At 54.8% G+C, this 19,312-nt stretch carries 16 protein-coding genes; 8 read left to right on the forward strand and 8 right to left on the reverse strand.

The genetic code is table 11. From position 1 onward, the window contains the following. Nucleotides 1-56: 56 nt before the first annotated feature. Nucleotides 57-1,697, forward strand: coding sequence for an RNA-directed DNA polymerase (locus AB4K19_RS12065; protein WP_375228600.1), 1,641 nt, complete (start codon nt 57-59; stop codon nt 1,695-1,697). A gap of 148 nt (nt 1,698-1,845) precedes the next feature. Here the strand turns inward: AB4K19_RS12065 and AB4K19_RS12070 are convergent, their stop codons facing one another. Continuing rightward, the gene (locus tag AB4K19_RS12070; RefSeq protein ID WP_375228601.1) at nt 1,846-2,544 is read right to left on the reverse strand and encodes a restriction endonuclease; all 699 of its coding nucleotides are present in this window, start codon (nt 2,542-2,544) and stop codon (nt 1,846-1,848) included. 10 nt (nt 2,545-2,554) lie between these two features. Here AB4K19_RS12070 and AB4K19_RS12075 point away from each other — a divergent pair, with 10 nt between their 5' ends. Then, complete coding sequence (locus AB4K19_RS12075; RefSeq protein ID WP_436397721.1) at nt 2,555-3,946, forward strand: hypothetical protein; 1,392 nt, start codon at nt 2,555-2,557, stop codon at nt 3,944-3,946. Between the two features lie 181 nt (nt 3,947-4,127). Here AB4K19_RS12075 and AB4K19_RS12080 read toward each other — a convergent pair whose 3' ends face one another. The 4 genes from AB4K19_RS12080 to AB4K19_RS12095 all read right to left on the reverse strand — a co-directional run bounded on the left by AB4K19_RS12080 (nt 4,128) and on the right by AB4K19_RS12095 (nt 6,057). Continuing rightward, on the reverse strand, nt 4,128-4,538 hold the full coding sequence (locus AB4K19_RS12080; protein WP_436399541.1) for a hypothetical protein: 411 nt from the start codon (nt 4,536-4,538) through the stop codon (nt 4,128-4,130). 191 nt (nt 4,539-4,729) lie between these two features. Further along, nucleotides 4,730-5,164, reverse strand: a complete 435-nt coding sequence (locus AB4K19_RS12085) for a carboxymuconolactone decarboxylase family protein (RefSeq protein ID WP_375228604.1) — start codon at nt 5,162-5,164, stop codon at nt 4,730-4,732. A gap of 24 nt (nt 5,165-5,188) precedes the next feature. Next, nucleotides 5,189-5,599 (reverse strand): DUF6326 family protein, encoded by a 411-nt coding sequence (locus AB4K19_RS12090; RefSeq protein ID WP_375228605.1) that lies wholly within the window; start codon nt 5,597-5,599, stop codon nt 5,189-5,191. Between the two features lie 107 nt (nt 5,600-5,706). After that, on the reverse strand, nt 5,707-6,057 hold the full coding sequence (locus AB4K19_RS12095; RefSeq protein WP_436397723.1) for a hypothetical protein: 351 nt from the start codon (nt 6,055-6,057) through the stop codon (nt 5,707-5,709). Between the two features lie 91 nt (nt 6,058-6,148). Here AB4K19_RS12095 and AB4K19_RS12100 point away from each other — a divergent pair, with 91 nt between their 5' ends. From AB4K19_RS12100 to AB4K19_RS12115, 4 genes are all read left to right on the forward strand, one after another. Further along, on the forward strand, nt 6,149-6,613 hold the full coding sequence (locus AB4K19_RS12100) for a winged helix-turn-helix transcriptional regulator (RefSeq protein ID WP_375228607.1): 465 nt from the start codon (nt 6,149-6,151) through the stop codon (nt 6,611-6,613). A gap of 621 nt (nt 6,614-7,234) precedes the next feature. Further along, entirely contained in the window at nt 7,235-8,677 is a 1,443-nt protein-coding gene (locus tag AB4K19_RS12105; RefSeq protein WP_436397725.1) for a DUF4403 family protein, read from the forward strand. Between the two features lie 9 nt (nt 8,678-8,686). Then, complete coding sequence (locus tag AB4K19_RS12110; protein ID WP_436397726.1) at nt 8,687-10,165, forward strand: hypothetical protein; 1,479 nt, start codon at nt 8,687-8,689, stop codon at nt 10,163-10,165. A 2-nt stretch (nt 10,166-10,167) separates the two neighbouring features. Further along, on the forward strand, nt 10,168-11,229 hold the full coding sequence (locus AB4K19_RS12115; RefSeq protein WP_375228612.1) for a hypothetical protein: 1,062 nt from the start codon (nt 10,168-10,170) through the stop codon (nt 11,227-11,229). A gap of 469 nt (nt 11,230-11,698) precedes the next feature. On the opposite strand, the gene AB4K19_RS12120 is transcribed toward AB4K19_RS12115, so the two are convergent. After that, entirely contained in the window at nt 11,699-13,294 is a 1,596-nt protein-coding gene (locus AB4K19_RS12120) for an alpha/beta fold hydrolase (RefSeq protein ID WP_375228613.1), read from the reverse strand. A gap of 158 nt (nt 13,295-13,452) precedes the next feature. On the opposite strand from AB4K19_RS12120, the gene AB4K19_RS12125 reads away from it, so the two are divergent. Further along, nucleotides 13,453-15,234 carry a hypothetical protein gene (locus AB4K19_RS12125; RefSeq protein WP_436397728.1) on the forward strand — a complete coding sequence of 594 codons (1,782 nt, stop codon included), beginning with the start codon at nt 13,453-13,455 and terminating at the stop codon, nt 15,232-15,234. A gap of 100 nt (nt 15,235-15,334) precedes the next feature. Beyond that, nucleotides 15,335-16,012: a hypothetical protein gene (locus AB4K19_RS12130; RefSeq protein WP_375228616.1), complete on the forward strand. Its 678-nt coding sequence runs from the start codon at nt 15,335-15,337 to the stop codon at nt 16,010-16,012. Nucleotides 16,013-16,246: 234 nt separating this feature from the next. Here the strand turns inward: AB4K19_RS12130 and AB4K19_RS12135 are convergent, their stop codons facing one another. Both AB4K19_RS12135 and AB4K19_RS12140 read right to left on the reverse strand, forming a co-directional pair. After that, on the reverse strand, nt 16,247-17,557 hold the full coding sequence (locus tag AB4K19_RS12135) for an HlyD family type I secretion periplasmic adaptor subunit (protein ID WP_436397729.1): 1,311 nt from the start codon (nt 17,555-17,557) through the stop codon (nt 16,247-16,249). Then, entirely contained in the window at nt 17,554-19,287 is a 1,734-nt protein-coding gene (locus tag AB4K19_RS12140; RefSeq protein ID WP_375228619.1) for a type I secretion system permease/ATPase, read from the reverse strand. The genes AB4K19_RS12135 and AB4K19_RS12140 overlap by 4 nt, the downstream gene beginning before the upstream one ends. Nucleotides 19,288-19,312: the final 25 nt, after the last annotated feature.

A 19,312-nucleotide genomic window follows, 5' to 3' on the forward strand; every position in this document is an offset into this window, starting at 1 on the left:
AGGTTCTAACGAATGCGTTTAGTCAAAGACCAATCATTGGTAAGGGATGTTTTTTCGTGGCAAGCAAGAGTGTAATTTTCCAAAGACTACTCGAACGCGGATTCTATCCTCGTGAATTGCCTCCCTGTTTCAGAACCATAAAGTTCGGGACTCTGCTTGCTTCGAAGCCGGAATACCTCAAGCCGCAAAAAGACTTCTCAGGTGAAATTGCTTTCCTTGATGGCGCAACTTTTCAAGGTAACCATAGGACCTTTGGCGTCATCAATCCGATCAACTATGCACTACTTTCGCAGTTTTTGGCGGATAATTGGCCTCAGATTGAAAAGGTTATGGACCTGAGCAACTTTTCTGCCTTCAAGATCGTGTATCCGAATAACGTTGCAGTCGGAGGGAGAGCTTTCCAGAGGTCTTCGTTTTCGGGAAAGCTCAAAAAACAGGCATACCTATCCAGTGCGTATCCGTCAGTTGTCCACCTTGACATTAACAGATTCTACGGCTCCATCTACTCGCACTCAATTCCCTGGGCGGTACTTGGAAAGCCTGAAGCCTTGAAAAAGCACAAGGCGAAGAAGCTCGACGCGCATTGGAGTGCGGAACTTGATCGCTTAGTTAGGGCTTGCAACCGCAACCAAACAATTGGGATCCCAATCGGTCCGGACACCTCACGGGTAGTTTCCGAGCTCGTGTTGTCTCGTATTGATCATGAACTGAAGAAAAATGGGCCTGGCCTGCGCAAAAGGCAGGTTTTTCACAACATTGATGACTACGAGATTGGGGTGGAAAATACCACGGATGCGGACAGAGTCATCGCACGGTTCGAAAAAGAGATCAGACAGTTCGAGCTTAGGAGCCACGAGGGAAAGACAGCAGTTTTTTCTGGCGAGCTACCCGAAAACCTCCGTTGGGAGCCCAAGTTCAATCTTTTGAATGGCTTAGAGGAAACTGAGTTCCTAGATGGACTGTTTGCGCTACTAGCTAGTGAACGACAGGCTCATCCCGGGTCGAATGTTGTAGGCTACGGTTTGAGTAGGTTTGCGAAGAAAATTGCTTCTTGCTCGGACAAAGACCTGTCCTTGCGTCATCTTCAAACACTGCTTTATTCGTCACCACGATTTGTCAGCTGGGTGGCTCCACTATTTGTCGGCCTTAAGGGTGGGGATGACCTCGATCGAGCACAAAAAAGAATGCTCCGCTGGGGCTTGGAGGAGTGCTCGCGAAGGCATGATGTTGTCTCGCTGTTGTGGTTTTTGTACCTCCACATTCAATTTGATCTCAAGGTATCAAAGGCTCACAAGAAACTATGCTTCGAGGTCGAGTCGGTACTGGTCGACCTTGTTTTGGCACATGCGGACCACAATGCGCTCTTGAAGGGAGGGTTTGCCGAGGCTTCTGGGCGGTACGCCAACGTCGCTCTTAGTACTTCATCATGGTTGTTCCTCTATGAGACCGAGGTTCGTGGATGGAAAGCTGCAACTGGTGCAAGCAAAATTGGTTCACCCGACGACCCCAACAGATTTTTCAAGCTTATGAAGGATAATGAGGTTCACTTTTACGATGTTGCCGCCTTCGGAGTATCCGCGTTCCAATGGGGCCTGGATGAGGACGATTTCAGCCCAAGTGATCACGGTTTTGATGCACAACTCGATTTTGACGAATTTGATACTGACGACGAGACGGACGATTACTTCTTGTACTGAACACCGCTTGCTTATTACGTGCCAATTTTCTTTCGTTTCGGCTTATGCAGTGATCTCTTTCCGACCTCAGTGGGTAGGTTTTGCCAGCCGCAGAGCAGCACCGATGGCATTCAATGAATAACCTGTTTCAGGTAAAAAAGAGCAGAACCTAATGTGTCAGCCATTGTTTCAATTTATCAACGCCTCGTGTTGAAATCGTTGAGACGCTGAACCCTGTATCCGTCGGGGTCGCCCAGAAACCTGCGTATTTTGGTAAATCAGCAGGAAGAAACGCATGCGGGACTTCTTCTGCACTCCTCGTAACGTAAGTGTGTCTGCCATCGACAAAAGTGATCAACGCGATCCCTTGTTTTGCGGCATATTCGATGGCGCCACGTTGAAACCCGGACGTTGAGAAGATGATGCCTTTGTGCGAGCCAGTATCCTGCATCTTGCCTTTAAGGATCATTACCACATCGCGTTCAACTGGACGCTTCAGTTTCTTGCACTCAACCAAAACTGCAATCTCTGCACCTTCAAAAATCTTGAATTTCGCCACGGCGTCAATGACATATTCGCCCGCACCGCCACGCAACTTCTCAAGGTGCTGAACAGAAAAGCCAGCGAGCTTCCCTTCGGCTTCCTCAAGCCATGAGACAACCTGTTTTTCATATTCTGAAGGCGTCACTTCAATCGGGCTGCTTGGTTCCCAAGGCAATTCTCTCGTCATCAAACTGTTTTCCCGCCGTCTGGTAACCATCCAGCACAGGCTAGCAGTTACTGCAACGGACGTCTCCTTTTCCGTGACGCACCCCAGCATTGAGGCTGGCACATAGACGGCGGCTTTGGGCTGGGCCAACTCCACCATTTTCAGCTAAATGATCCTGATGACATACACTTTGAACACATGGTGCGATCGTTTGGGACCAGCACTGAGCCGGCTCGCCGAGGTACAAGAACCCTTTCTAGAGGAATACTGGCAAGCGAACTCTTACCCGACACGAGTCACATTCAACGGAGTGGATGAAACAGCCTTTCCAAAAGATGACATTGCCCATCTCTATGATCTCGCGCGCATGGCCTCGCGATCCGCTGAGAAGAAATACTTCAAGCCGCTTTGCGAAGTGCTTGACCCGGTAAGAGGTATCCTGAGGTCACACCCATCACTCGCTAGGGCACTTGGGAAGCGCATCGGTAATGACGAGTTTCACGTCGAAATATTGAACGGGAAGTCGCTCACTTGGCTTACACAGATGGTGGCTGGGCTTCTGGAGCGCGCACTTGACCATGGAGATGGCGGGTATAGGAAAGCCGCAAACGAACTTGGATCGATCCTTGATCTAAGTTCGACGACCTTAGAAGTTGATGTCCCAAACGGGCTCGATTTGGGCTACGACTTTCTGCTCTTCCATGGTCCCGAAATTGGCAACGAATTTGAGATTCAGGAGGGTCTAGTCGTCAAACCCGCTGCCGCCCTCTCAGACTATCTGGATCGCGAATGGCTCCGGGATTTTGTGCCAGCGGAGATGGATCGACGTGATTGGCGGCAGATCGGTGCTGTGGTGCGACCATTCAAATGGCGACCTGCGTTCCGGAGGAAAACTGACTATCGGGAGGAGCGTCCCAGCTGGCCACCAAGATTTGAGGATGACGCTCTGACGTTTTTGGAGATCCTGTCCATCGCGAACCAAACTGCGATCTTACCTTTCATGTTGATGCACGGATGTGTGCATCGATCCGCACATGCCTTGTTGGGGTTGGCTCACAGTCAAGGTGGCTACCAACCGATAAGTCTAGTCGGACGTCGGCACGATCCTTTTCGAACCCCTCCACAGCTCCAGAACAGCTCGATCGATTTGGCCAAAGAAGCCTTTAGTAAACGAAGCGATGAGGAATTTAAACGCCTTGCACCAATCATTCATCGGCTTTCAGAAGCTTTGGCGCGCTTGGGACGTTTTGGTGCCAACGATCGAATTCTGGATGTTTCGCAATCTTTGGAATTGATGTTCAGGCCCAAAGGCGGAGGGATCAGTCGAAAACTCCAAGACGGGATGGCCGAGTTGCTGGGCATCGATGAAGCGCACAAGGACGACATAAGAACCGCGATCAAACAATTCTATGATGTTCGCTCAGCGATCGTACATGGCGCAACCGACGCGAGGCGCAGACGCAATTTGGAGGATCGCCAAAGCGCATTTATCAGCGGCTTCAATTTGACCCAGCAGGCGCTCTTCAAGATGCTACTGAATGATGATGGAGCCCGTAACTAATTCTGTGCAGCCATGATTGTCCGCAGGCCATGAGTTCGAATATCTCCAGATCGCGCAGCCGCGGCGAATGTCCGGAAAGCGGGCTGCTACTGCAGCATCAATGACCTGTGCCAGACCGCGGCTTTGGGCCGACCTACGACATATTCTGAAGCCGTCGGTCGGTTACAATCGGACAATGCTGTTATATTGTCTCAAGACGGAATTTAAGGAACTTCTCGCCATCGTACTCGATCTGGCCAACCGGATTTGCACCCAGTCTGCCGAGCGCTCCGAGGTTTTTGCGGGACGGGGGCAACAGAAAGGTCACAAATGGAATGCGGTCGTCCGCGATCGCGAAATCAATTGCTTTCAATGCAATGCGCCGCCCGAGGCCGAATGAGTCCGGTCGTAGGACGAGCCCGAAATCCCACTCTTCGCCTTCCTTCTGAAAACCACCCCACCCGACATATGTGCCGTCGACCAGAAACGCCCAGTGTCCAAGACCGTCCCTGGCCCAGTATTCCTCCTTCTTGGCGACAAACCCAGCCGCGACATTGATATCCCATGCAGACGTCAATAGCGGCATATGCTCAGCGACCCGAGGGTCAGACATGTGATCTGCAATCTCGGCCGGCTCAACTTCGGTGAGCCTCGCGAATGTTATGTCGTTTTTCAAGATCGCCTCCTTTGGCTTCCATTTGCGGCCTGCCCAGGTCACGGACGGCGCATTTCCAGTCAGGCTGACGGTGAGGCCCAGATTACCGGGTTTCACCTACTTGTTAACGGTTGCCGGGCAAGCCTCCGTCAATGCTTTGACTTCTGAACCCGGTTCCAAAGATTGATCATGCTGATGTCTGCTGTGATGACCGAGATCTCCTCATCGGAGTAGTGCTTTCGCAAATCCCGCCTTAGGTCCGACAGATCCCTGTCCCGATCGAGGTATGTCAGCGCTTCGGTCCAGGCGAGGACCGCATGTTCGGCCGGCGAGAAATGGTCCACCTCGCGCCAGACAACGAGTGTATCCAGCTTTTCTTGTGGAACACCTGCTTTGCGTGCTTGGTTGAGATGCATGGCCACACAGTAGGCGCATTGATTGATTTGAGACGCCCGAAGCTCGATCAGCACCGACAGGGCATGATCTAGGCCATGACTGGCCATCAATGCGTGGGTATGGCCGAGGTGCCCGAATATCTCCGGCTGGTTCTTCTCGTGCGTGAGTAGAGGGTCGGTATCAGTCATTGATTTTTCCATTCTTGGTTGGGGTTAGGTGTAGTGCACAGCACCGGCAGTCAGTGCCGGTTTCCATCGCCAAGCCATGACAACGATGGCTGACATCGCGATGAGTTGAAGTGCGAGGTGGTAGGCGTCATCCAGATCGATGGGCGCGGGCGGGATCATGGTGATCGTCGTGACAAGCGCCGCGAAGAATGTGAGCGGTCGGGCGAAGCGACGCTCCAGAATAAGTGACAGCGGCACCATGGAAATTGGCACCGAGACCACGACACCGCCGATCAACATCAACTCCGGCGTGATCTCCATGCCGTTGAACTGGCCCGTCATGATGGTTTCGAGGAAACCCGGCATCACGAATTGGTGGAGATCGCGAAAGATGATGTTGAGCAGAATGAACAGCCAAAGGGCCGAGAGTTGGATGTGAGTGTCCACAGGTCGCATAGGTGTAGTCTTTCTTTTGTTTGGAGAAGGGAGGACGGCGGCCAGTGACCGCAGGCTTGAACCATCTGGCCATGGACGCGGTTTGCGCGATAGAAGCTCTGTCTTCGCTATCCGGAGAGAACCTGTTGAATGGCCGCCGTTGGACTCAGTGCTGCCCAGATAAGAAGAAGACCAATCGACCCAAAAATGGTGGCAGAAGCCCGTGACGATGCGGCCGGAGCAAAGGCGAGAATACCTGCGGCACCTACATTGGACACGATACCCATCAGGACTGCCGCCCAGGGAAACACCCCATCCGTGCTTTGCCAAAGCCCCACGCCGTAGCCAACGAGCAAGGCTGTGGCGGCCATTCCGTATAGCCGAAAAAAGGTCGCGGACGCAGCGGAGACGCCGGTCATGGTCTCAAGCCGGTGCAGCGGCAACAGCAAGAACGGCCCTGACACCAGAACAACTGTCACCACGATCTTCGCTGTAAGAATCAATGATATTGCAGACATCAGCTGAAACCTTATTATGAACTCAGATTGCGAATACAGGAGCTGAAACCGGATGTCAAACCCAGATAGCACATATCGTCGGCAATCCCCCGTTCCCATAGACAAGTGCGGGGCAGCTCTGGCGACCGACATCATGTCGGACCGGTGGACAATTTTGATTATGCGCGAGGCGTATTATGGTGTGATGCGGTACGATGACTTCCGCGCGGACATCGGCATACCGCGATCCGTTTTGACGGATCGTCTCAAGCGTCTGGTCGACGCCAAGATGCTCAAGCGCATTCCCTACCGCGAAGGCAATTCTCGAACCAGGTACGGATATGCGCTTACAGACATCGGTGTGAGCTTTGGTCTGCCCCTACTTGCTTTGATGGCATGGGGGGACACGCACTTTGCGGAACAGGGAAGCGCGATATCGATCGTCGATAGGTCAACTGGAGAGAAATTGAAGGTCGCTTTGGTGCCCGAAGAAACGCCTGAAGTCAGTATAAGCGGCGTGAAGATTGTTCCGAACTAGGCCGGAAGAAGTGAGTTGATCCGTCGCAGGGCGGGCCGTATGTCTGCCTTCGTTTTAAGCTAGTACGCCTCCTGACGAAGCGGCTATGTCGCACATTCTCAAAGCGTCACTCCACGTGAATGTCTGCTTTATCCTGCGCACTGTGGATTAGCTTGCGCAAGATTTCGCACCTGCGTCGAAGGTCTGGTCTGACGGGCGCACCGCAGCATCCGACACCCAAATCGGACGGCAGCTTTGGGCCGTCAATGACGTCAGTCGTGCGGCCAATAAGTGAAGATGCTGCGCCACCTTTGAGGTCAGCTCAGAGCCCAATCTCGCTTTTGCCGCAGTTTGCTCGAACGGGTAGTTCGCAAACTTTGTGGTCGTTTTTTGAGTTCCAGTCGAATGCTCAAGTTCATGCCCGAACTTAACAATGTCTCGCGCGGACGGACCTGTGCTTGGAGTCGTCAATTTTGGCAAGCTGCCCATATCGAGACAAAGAGCATGGTCTCAAGAAGGCCGTTTGAAAATACTGTTGCTAGGTGCACTGGGATTTGTGTGATATTGAACGTTAATTCGATCTTTGTCGTTCAGGCGTTTAGAAACACAGTATTGTTTTGGTTTTTTTGTCAGGGGAACCACATGAAGTTTGTACTCGCTCTATCTTTGACCTTTGTTTGTTGTGGACTGCCCGCTTCCACCCAGACGTCCATGATTGACGTACCGGTCTCGGTTTCGCTCCGCGCCGTCGAGGACATTGCAAACAGCTCTTTTCCGGTGCGTATCGTTTCCCGTTCGGAAGGCCGTACCTGCGTCGAGCCCCAGAAGGCTTGTACAAAAGTACCCGAATTCCGCGGCCTTAAGGTGACGATGAAAAACCGGTGTATTGAGACCACGCCCCGGATCGACTGCACGATCGACGAGCGAGTCGACCGGGTAGGTGCTTTGCGGCTAACCGGCGAAGCCGACACTTTGAGCATCAGCCAAAGGCTGGATGGCAGCGCCACGGTCCGCGGCCGGGGCGAGATCGGGCGGCACATTAGAGAGACCGCAGAGGCCGAAGCCACGTTGACAGTTACGTTGCGACCCCAACTCAATCGCGATTGGACCGTTGGCCTTCGCGAGAGACCGGACTTCAGCGTAGATTGGCATTCAACGCCGCGTGCGCGCCTATTCAATCTCTTTGATGTAACGTTTCAAAGGGATGCTGACAGAGCCATGCGCGATGCTTTCAATTCGGTCGACTTCCAGGGCGCGCTCAATCGGATCGACCTGAAATCGGACGTCGCGCTGCTCTGGAAAGGATTGCAGGAGCCGGTGGAAGTCGAAGCACCTTGGGGTAAGCAGCTTTACTTGGCGTTCCGGCCCGAGGGTGTTTCCATCGACGCGCTCAGCTTTGATGCCAATGAAGTTCGCACAGGGCTTGCGCTTTCCGGGCAGTTCTCGGTCTCTGACGAAATCGAGGATGCCGACCCGGTTCCGCTTCCGGAGCTTTCGGACAACGCGTCGGAGGGGAGTGGGCTGGATATCGCGGTGCCGCTCAGCTTTTCGATGGAGCAACTGACCGAGATGGCGAACGCCGGTCTGCCGGCAATCGAGACCTTCGATCTCCTTGGGCACTCGGTGGATATAAAACTGGTGTCGGTTGAGATAAAACCAACGGATGAGGAGGATCGGATCGGCGCCCGGATCATGGTGATCATCCCGACCCCACTTGGCGACTCAGAGGTTCCCTTCGAACTGACTGGACGTCCGGTGTGGGACAACGAAAGCCGCTTCTTCAGCCTAGCAGAGCCCGAAATTCGTAGCGATCCGGGCATTGGAGCCCGGCAGGTCATCGACGCGTTTCTGTCGCGGGAAGACACGAGACAGTGGATCGCGGCCAAGACTGTTCTTGGCCTTAGCCAAGACATCGAAGTACTCGAGGCATCTGTCAATGGTGCGCTCTCCGGCGAACTTGTGCGCGGTTTGAAGACCAAGGCGAACCTGATCTTCACGCTCTCGCAAATTAGAATAGACCAAAATCTCGATCTGGTGGCGCGTGCCACCGGCCCCTTCGAGGTCGAGATCCTAACGTTAAACTGAGGCGCGACGATGGCCGACGACGATGGTAAGGATTTCGAGGCGCGGGTCCGAGTGATCATTGAGGAAACGCTGCTACGCTCGACCTATCGCTCGGAGTTGAATCCAACACCGGACCTTCGCTTTGCGGATATCTACAAGACACGCGAAATCATCGCCGATGAGATCGCCAAGGTGGCCGTGCGAGCCGATAGCGACGGGGACTTGCGGTTACCCGACTTACAAAAAGTCCGTGACATTGTGACAGAGCTTGTCGAAGCGGCAATAGAGCCTGGCAATGGTAAAGTCGGCGAGGAGGGCCAGGCGGGCGGCGACAGCGACGGAGGAACCGGTATTCCCGATATCAACCGCGTTCGCGAAATCGCCAAAGCCGAAATCGAAACCTGGCAAAAGGATCGGCCGCGCTGGTGGAATATCCGCCGGCGACTAGACACCCAGATCGCGAGCGGCGGATTGGCAGCTATTCTCTTGCTCGCGCTCTTCGACGTAATGGTTGATCGGGTGACCGACAACGAACAGGCGGTCATCAGGGACTTTGCACATTCGCTTGCGGGCACAGCCGGTTATGTGGACACCAACGTCAAAACGCGCTTTGAGCGATGGCGGGACAAACCCGAAGACGAGCCCGAGCTGAAAGCCGCGCTCGCCGCCGGACTCAACAAAATGGCGATTTCGGGCGCGCCCGATTTCACGGACGTGGTGCATCGGGCGATGCGGTCACAGCCGATCCTGATGTTCCACGGAGAAGCAAGGATCGGCGCCAACGATCCCGCAATAATTGAAAATTCGGGCTGCTCTGATCTTGTCTGGCACTGGCAGAAGACCGACTCAGATATCCTGCCGGACGCGTTCCGCCTGACACCCGAGGAACTTGAGGCGGTCAGGAACCCGCCCGAAGGTTCCGCCGGTCGGTTCGCTCAAAACAGCATATTGAACAAAAACATTCAGGCCTGCAGAGCATCGGGAAGGGTGGATACTCAAACGTCGCTTTATCTACCGTTCTGGGCGCGGTTCCATAAAGAGGGCAAAGACAAGCCGGACCAAGTGAGTGTTTACCTGAGTGTTGCCCGAGCGCGGGTGTATCCGCCTGCGAAACCCGGTGATGAGGCGCGCGAGGAGAGATCGCATCCCTATCCAAACAAGCTCAAAAACCTGAAAATCGAATACCGTCCGATGGTGGAAGAACGGCTTGAGAACGGAGCGACAGCGTTGGAACTGGCCCCGGTACTGACATCGCAGCTAGGGGGCTTCTTCGCGGCTGATATCTCAGCGCTCGTCCGGGACGCAATTAAGAAGCCCGCAGATCGAGACAAGCATTCGATATTCGAGCTGATGCACAATCTCGAGGTCAGCCGCGAGGAGTTGCCTGAAGGCGCCGATTGCAATTATTCGAATGACTCCGAATACGCCGAATTGCACGCGGCTTGCCTCCACAATGAAGTTGTGGTCATCCACGTCTTCATAGCAGTAAATAAGAACGTATCGCAGTAACGATGAATCACAGCCCGCTTCTCTATCTGGTGGTTGCTGCCGTCGCTGCCTCGGTCTTCGGTTCTTCGACCAGCGATCTTGCAAAATGGGCTGTCTGTGCCGGCTCCGAGGGCGGGTGCGATGACGATGCCATGCGGGTGGCCAAGATGATGGCGACCTTCGTTTCGACTGTGGCTACCTTTCTCCTGGCTGCGCTAGTCTCGCTTGGCCGCGGAAACTCCGAGCGCGAGACGGCAGGCGTGATCGTCGGCGCTATTGTAGGAGCGGGCTTTGCAATTCTCGAAGCGGCCGAAGGCGTGAACGGCTATCCTGAGCCCGCGGAATTCATCGGTCCGATGATCGTCTATGTCGGCGTGGCGACACTGGTATTTGGGGTGCTGGCGTACGCGCGGATCACAAAGCGGATCTCACCCCAGACCATCTTTCGGCTGATTGCGCGGTTTGCCACCGCTCTCTTTGCAGGTCTTCTGGCCGGATTGCTTCTTCAGTTCGCCGCGGAGTGGGTTTGGCGCGATCCGGCAATGGATGGAACATCATCAAAGTTCATTATCGCGGTGGTTGCACCGGTTGTCGGAACCGCGGCCATCGGCTCATTGATGGTTGCACCCACCCCCTGGGGACGCATCGGCACCCTTTTGCTGCTGGGATTCGCTGTAACGCTGGCGGCCAGCTACACGTGGTTTGTCTATTTAGGCGATGACGCAGAGGGATGGGTTGCCCGTTCGCCGATGTCGCCGGTCGGTGTCGGTCTCAGGTACAGCCTGATCCTTTTGGCGGGATCGCTGGCGGTTGCGGTGATCTCGCTGACAATACCACGTGCGCAAGGGTTCCCGGCCGCAGGTGTCGCGACGGGCGTCTCGGCTGCAATTGCTTCGTGGGCAGCCTATGGGCTGGGACTTGTCCGGGTCGAGCCTGGTGTGTTCCCCGACAACCCCCTCAGACTCGGCACGCCCTATGTAACGGCAATTGTGATGGCCCTTTCTGCGGGTCTGGGCACGGCTTTGGCGTTTTCGGCCAATTCGATTGCGGATCGGATCGGTCAAATTGTTTTCGCACCAAAGTAGTAGATTTGGTTTCCAAAACGTCCGACAAAAGTTCTAGAGAACAAGTATGGGGCAGCTATCATTACTCAAAGGGTACAAGTCCTCTTCGATGACCGCGCGCCCCCTGTCGCAACTGATCCACATCCGGACAACTCACGAACAATTTTGATCTATGCGAAGCTAATGTTCATACCACCTGGTCCGCTACAAGAATTCAAGTGGGGTTGATCTTTACCGCATCCGCCGCGCGGTAACTTAGACTTTTCCAGAGGAAAGTCTCAGCTACGGACGTATCTAAGGTGTTGCTAGAGTGAAACCTGCAAATTCAAACCGGGCTTAGAATCGGAAAAGCTCGATGGCAGTTTTGTCCCACGGTACAGTCCTTGGGCTATGCACCAATCTGGCGGGCGCAGCGAAGGGCCGGTTCGGTGAAGCTGCACTGCGGCGCAAGATGACACGATGAACGGCAGGAATGGGCCGGGTTTTCCGGTCAAGGAGCAGCGCCATGCTGCAAGATCGACAGAACTCTCGGCAAAGGGCCACTTACCATTGGCAGGAATGTAGGCACATAGACAAGATCAGCGCCAATTTTCTTGGCGAAAGACTCGATCTTCCCGGGATGGGTAAAGGGGCAATCAGAACTTGCAAGCAGGACCGTGGACGGTCGCGTGTTTGCGTTTGGTTTGGCGTAAGACCAATCGACATTTGAGTAGCTTGCTTCTCGCCAATAACCTTCACCTCTTTGTTTCAAAGCGTCGTCGGTGTTCTTAAGGTACGTATCTAGACCTTCTTCGGTTTCGACTTCTTTAAGGTTGATACCCGGCATAACCAACGGATCATCCAGTTCATCGCGTCCCCTTGTCACTAAACGACGGACGGCAAACTTGGCCACTAGCTTTGCCGCAGTTGGTGCATAAAGGTTGGCAAGCGCCCCTGTTTTAAAAATACCCTTTAAACACTCTGCGTCCTCGCGGCGTAAAATAGGCGGAGACACATTGATCCCCACAATTTTACCCACCTTGTCGGGATGCAAAAGCGCAAATGCATAAGCAACCGCAAAGCCGCTTGATTGTGCAAAGATATCTATTCTTCCGGTCGCTTCAGTTTTGATGACATGCTGCAAGTCGCTCAAATGATCATTGAGTAGTGCCATTCCTGTCTTTTTGTTGACCGTGGAACTGCCAAACCCCGCCCTTGAGTAACGTATCAGTTTATATCCATGTGAAACTGCCATATCGATAGCAGGGCGCGTCCAATGGCGTCCTTCCGTCAAACAATGGACGAATACCAGTGTTCTTGTGTTGTCTGGCCCATCAATGTTGTATTCGATGACCCTCCCGGACCCGACGCTCAGTTGTTTTGCACCGTCTACGGGCATGGGCTTTTGCGCAACAAGACCAGGCGAAGTTTGCGCCAATACAGCAGCTTGCCTCGACATCCTGACAACGTCCAGTTGCGAAGCCACCCCAAGCTTGGAGGTGACTGATTTGATCTGGACGCGTAGTGTTTCAACCGATTTTCCGAGCTTCGCAGAAATGTCTCTGAGTGTGCCACCTTGGACCAGTTCTTTCACAACTTGCATTTCCGCGGCCGACAGAGAGAAGCTTTCCGCAAAAAACTCCGATATTATCTGTTCAAAATCATCCGCCACGATGGCCAGAATTGGGGTGCCGTCATCGTCAAATTCCAATAGGGCTAGTTCACTAGACTTGCCCTCGTTTCGATGGAGGCGAACAAGCAGAGACTCCGAATTGCCGAAGCGCCGGCTTCGGCGGTCCACGCAATCTTCCAGTCGAGCGACGTCTTCCGCGTTTAAAAAGTCAAGGACACTTTCCATCGGGATGTTTGCCTTGACGCTTGATGGGGTAACGAGTGACGGCGTTGAGTCTTTCGACACCTCAAGTTTAAGAAAGTCTTCCAAAAGGTCCCATACTCTTTTGGCATGAAATTCGAAATTGACAACACTCAATTCCTCCTGCTCATCGGCGAGCCAAGACGTCAGTACGGCTGTCATGCTTCGAAAGTGGATTGGATCAGAGATGCATTCGTACATGCTCAGCAGACAATCACCTATCTGGTCTGACATTTGCTATTTGCTTCCCAGTTCACCTAGCTGTGGTTCCAAAACGAACAATAGGACTACTTGTCCATGACATAGGTTAACCCAATTGGGTGATGTGAATGAAATAAAAATATTCGATTTCCACTATTGTAGCTTTGTTCAGATATTTTCAGGAGGACGTCATGAAAGAGTGTGATTTGGTGATGAAAGGCGGCACGACGTCAGGTGTCGTGTACCCATTTGCGATCACGGAAATTTCTAAAGAGTATCGATTTCGGTCTATTGCTGGCACCTCGGCAGGGGCGATTGCAGCAACCCTGACCGCGGCTGCGGAATACCGGCGTCAAATGGCGCTGACGCCAGACGTAGCGAATGCGGGCTTTGACGCAATTGAAGAGATCGCCGAGGAGCTCGCAGACGACATGATGTCCATGCTTCAACCTTCCGAGGCTATGGCTCCCCTGTTCAACGCGTTCGATAAATTTCTTGAAGAGGAAAAAGAGGCGCATCCTGAACAAAGAACCAGCCTCGAGCGCGCCAAAGGTCCCTTGACGGTCCTTTTTGGGCAGTGGAAGCGACCAAACCGGGTGAAAACAGCGCGGTTGGGGCTTGAAGGCGGCCTGGTCAAGGCGGGATTTTCTGTTCCACTGATTGGTTCCGCCTTAGTTGGAATAGCCGGATTCCCGCGTTGGAAAAAAATCTTCCAAGAAGTCTTGGAGCAACTGGAAAAAAACGACTACGGCGTGTTGCCTGGAACGACTCAAGATCATTTTCCAAACCAGGGAAAACAGGGCGTCATAGACTGGCTTGCCGATCACATCGACAAGGTGGCTGGACATTGGACAGAGGATGGCGCGCCAACAACTCCTTTGCGGATCGGAGACTTGAACGGCAACCTGGCGCCGGGCCAACCTGATACGGGTATCACGCTTGCAACCATAACCACCGATTTGAACTCACAGCGGCCCTACAGGTTGCCGCTGAACTATGAAAACTTGTACTATTTCAATCCGGAAGAGATGGAAAAAGTTCTGCCAAAACGGGTCGTTGACTACATGGTGAGCGTAACTGCAGCGGGCAAGAAAGAGACTATACATGACGGAAAGACACTAGCGCTTTTTCCGGTTCCTGTTGGCGATGACTTCCCGGTCATTCTGGTCGCGCGCCTCTCTCTGAGTTTCCCGCTGCTTATCCAAGCTGTCCCGTTGTGGCGACAAGATCACCTGCCATTTGCTGGCGAAGGGAAAACGAATCCTTGGATTCGGTGTCTGTTCTCCGATGGCGGAATTTCGTCAAATCTCCCGGTTCACTTGTTCGACAGTTGGCTGCCGCGCCGTCCGACATTTGCGATTTCATTGGGGAGCCACGACGACGCTCGCCACGGAAAAAACAACCGGGTTCATTTTTCGAACAAAGCGCGGCACCCAACGGATTTTGACGCAATTAAGATAGGCGGTCTGGTTTCATTTCTGATGTCTATCCTAACTGGGGCGAAGGATTGGCAAGATAAACTTCAAGCACAACTGCCTGGGTTTGCAGAACGCGTTGCAACAGTGCGTTTGAAGGACAACGAAGGCGGGCAAAATCTGAAGATGGAAAAAGAAGTGATCAAAGCACTACAGTCTCATGGCCGCGATGCTGGCCAGCAGATCGTCGGCAACTTCAATTTCGAGGAAAACCGTTGGAAGCGCGCGCTCTCGATACTGCCCCAGTTCGATATGTCAATCAAACTCCTTGAAAAAGCCTATTCAGAGCCGCTCGAAAACCCGAATGGGTCCACATATCGACAAATATTCTTGAACGCAAACTACCCAGGCGTAAGTGGTTGGTCTCAAACGGAATTGGTTCCATACGTCGATTCTATTGCGGCTTTGGCTCCGGGTGCACCAAATTGGACTGCGCATGGCGTGCAACCGGTTGACGCAGTACTGCGACTGGTTTCCAATGTGGATCTGTCAGGATGAGATAAAATGCTGCCTAACCGACTTAACTATTGGATTGATTCGCAATTTGCGTATGCGGAAGCGGTTTGGAGTGGTTTATTGAGTGTACCCGGATAACGCCATGCTTCTTGGTATCGTCGGAAATCTAGTCGCGTTTCTTGCCGCTGGCATAGCAATCGTTGGAAATACTTGGGATGCAAACCGTGTCGGGATCAAGCGGTTACGACCCGCAGGATGGTTTGCAATCTGCGTTGCTCTTGCTGGTTTTGGAGTGTCTATGATTGTCACCTGGCAGGACTATCAAGACAGACGAACGCGACAAAGCCTTGCTATGGCGGAAGTCGAAGGGGCTTGGTCCAATCTCGCGGCTCCATTCCGCCTACTTCTTTGGGAACTCGATGGAAGCCAAAGCAACCCGGATGCTGCCATGATTGAAAGACTGATCGCTGCAGGCGGCATCGAAAGTCTGGACACAGTCGACTTAAGAGGCGAAGCACCACACCATCACGGAGAATGGATGGCAAATATTTGTGGACCAGCCAGTCGCGGGCGTGATGAAATTAGACGGCTACAGGCTATCTATGTTGGCATACTCGAAACTGAATTGATTGCGGCAATGCAAGCCGTCGCGGCCTCACATGTTCCAGAATTTATGTCGGTTTACGCCCCTTGCGGCACGGTGAACTTGGGAAATGACTATCCGATTAGGTTTGAGACGGTCGTGAACCACCGGGAAATGCGAGGGTTTCTGCGGGCCCTTCTGACACTTCGGCACGGCATAGACAAGTTCACTCAATGAAAAAATGGCAAAACTGCACCTCCGGAGCCGACCAAAACTGCAAATCGCTAGTGCGCTAGCCCCAGTGTTTTTTTCTTGGGACAAAGGTCCGGTCTTGAGTGCTGCTCTGCAGAGAAAGCTTGCCAAGCTAATGGCGAGAATGGGCCGTTACAACCTTTTCCTTGGTTCTGGGAACAACGACGAACATGAATTTCCACGCGACCCTCGCTCCCGCCAACAACTCCTAACCTCCCCTCACCCCTCGCGGAACGCCCTCGCGAAGTAATCCGTCAGGGGTTTGGCGAGATAGCTGAGCGGCGATCTGTCGGCGGTCCGGATGAAGGCTTCGACCGGCATGCCAGGCAGCAGCGGCTGGCCACCCAGTTTGCCGAGATCATCGTGCCGCGGCACGAGCTCGGCTTCATAGAACGTCAGCCCGGTACTCTGGTCGGTCACGATGTCTGCAGAGAGGCCGGTCACCCGCCCCGCAATCTCGGGCGTGAGCCTCTGGTCGAGGGCAGCAAAGCGCAGAGTGGCCTGTTGCCCGATCTGCACCTGATCAATGTGGATGGGATCAATGCGGGCGGAGATCACCAGTGGCTGATCCTGTGGCACCACGTACATCACCGGTTCCGCTGGCGAGACCACAGACTGCAGGGCAAACACTGTGGAGCCGTGGATGATGCCGCTGACAGGTGTTCTGAGCTCCATCCGGGACAAAGTATCCAGCGTGCTGACTCTGCGCTGAACAAGCTCGACTTCCTGCACGCGCAGGTCTCTTAGCTGCGCAATCGCGTCTTCCCGCAGACCCGTGGTAAGGCCGAGGCGTTCTATGTTCAGCGCGGCGATCTGACCTTTCAGCTGGGCGATGCCGGCTGTCACGCTGCCGATCTCGCCCTGCAGCCGCGCCTGTTCGCGCTGCAGCGATGAGACGCGCGAGGCCTGTGTCAGGCCCTTCTCCAGAAGCGAACGGCTGTCTGCCAGTTCGGTGTCGATCAGCCCCCGCTGTGTTTCCAGCGCGGCCAGCTGCGCTTCAGCACCCGCGATCTGGTTCTCAGCCTGGGCAATCTGCTCAGCAATCTGGGCCGCGTTCTGCTCCAGTGAGACGCCCCGCGCTCTGAAGAGGCGCGCCTGACCGTCAAGCAGATCGCGGATCTCCGGTGATCCTGTCGCGCGGGCCGCCAGATCGTCAGGTACCACGAGATCAGACAGCCCGTCCCGTTCCGCCACGAGCCGTGACATCCGCGCCTGAACCTCAAAGAGCTGCCCTTCGGTGATTGCCAGTTCAGACCTGAGCTGGGTGTCATCAAAGCGCAGCACCACCTCTCCGGCGTGCACTGCATCCCCATCCCGGACCAGCAGCTCACCGACCACCCCGCCCTGAGGGTGCTGCAGGACCTGACGGTTGCTCTGCACCTCAATCAGCCCGGAAGCGATCACCGCGCCTGAGATCCGGGCCTGAACACTCCATACCCCGATCACACCCACAAGGATCAGCAACGCCAGACTGCCGATGGCCAGCGGTCCTCTGGCGCGCAGAGCGCGCGACTTAGCCTCAGTACTCATCCCGACTTCTCCCGCGACAGTGTCTGTCTGATGTCCTCGACATTGCTGACCATGGATCTGAGGACTTCGTCACGCGGACCGTCGGCCCTGACCCGGCCGCCTTCAAGAACCAGCAGCCTGTCGCACTCAGAGATCGCCGTGGGCCTGTGGGTTGTGATCACCACGGCCTTGCCATCGGCCTTGAATGCCTTCACCGCCCTGTTCAGCGCTTCTGAGCCCTCACTGTCGAGCGCGGAGTTGGGCTCATCCAGGATCAGCAGGACAGGATCGCCGTAGAACGCCCGGGCGAGCGCGATACGCTGGCGCTGACCGCCGGACAGATACCCGTCATCGCCATGCACCGGTGTTTTGTATCCTTTGGGCAGCGACAGGATCATCTCATGCGCATTCGCCCGTTTCGCCGCCTCAACGACCTGTTCCTCATCAGGCGACACCGACATCCGCGCGATGTTCTCGGCGACTGTGCCCGTGAACAGAACCACGTCCTGTGGCAGATATCCGATGCAGGCCCCCAGCATATCAGGATCATACTGGTCAATCGTCGCACCGCCGATCCGGACCTCACCGGCGGCCAAAGGGGTCAGCCCAAGCAGTGTTTTTGCCAGGGTGGTTTTGCCAGAGCCGCTTTTGCCGATGACACCCAGCGCCTCACCTTCGCCGAGATAGAAAGACACCCCCTGCAGAATGGGTGGTTTGGCAGGGCCAGCGCCCACCGTGACCCCCGCAAAGGAGATATTGCCGTAGGGTCTTGGCAGGGCATGTGTCTCGGGCTCGGTCGGGGTTTTGTCCAGAAGCTCGCCGAGCGTGTTCCACGCCGCGCGCGCCTGCTGAACAAGCCCCCATTGTCCCAGTGCCTGTTGCACCGGTGCCAGCGCGCGTCCAAGCATGATGGAGCCCGCGATCATCGCCCCCGCTGTCACTTCTGCCTGCAGCACAAGATAAGCTCCCAGCGCCAGCATGGCACTTTGCAGAAAGAGCGTGGCGGATTTGCTGATCGCCGTAAAAAACCCTGACCGGTCGCTGGCGTTCAGTGCTGTCAGCATTGCATCGTCCCGCAGTGTGCCCCAGCGGCTGGCAACCGAAGAGCGCATGCCCTGCGCGCGCACGAGTTCTGCCGCCCGGCGTGCCTGATCCGCGAAGTTCTGGGCCTGGGACGAGGCCATCTGCGCCTTCAGGGTGCGGGACTGCGTCAGCCAGTTGTTCAGCAGCGTGACCGTAATCAGCAACGCCGCCCCGCCCGTCGCCAGCCAGCCAAGCCAGGGGTGGAAGATAAAGATCGCCGCCAGGAAAAGCGGTGTCCAGGGTATGTCAAAAAGCGCCAGCGCCACGGGCGAGGTGAAGAGAGTACGCAGCGTTTCCAGATCACGCAGACCTTTGGCGGGGGCGGCACGCTCCTGCGGCAGAACAGATCGCCGCAGAACCGCATCAAAAACCCGCTGATCCAGTGCCGCCTGAAACCGCCCGCCGAACCTCGCCAGTACACGGCCACGCGCGTATTCCAGCAACGTCATCAGACCGTAAAGAGCGGCAACCAGCAGAAAGAGCGCCAGCAGTGTTTCCTCTGAGCGTGACCCCAGGACCCGGTCGTAGACTTGCAGCATAAAGAGCGGGCCTGTCAGCATCAGCAGGTTGACGAAAATGCTGAACACGAACACGGCTATAAGCAGCATCGATCCGGCACGGCGGGCAGCGCGAAGTTCAGCGGTGCCTTCTGTCCGATGGTTGCTCATGCGGGAAGTCTCGGAGCTACGACAC

Origin of the sequence: Roseobacter phycocola (assembly GCF_042055075.2) — a bacterium.
GTDB lineage: Bacteria > Pseudomonadota > Alphaproteobacteria > Rhodobacterales > Rhodobacteraceae > Roseobacter.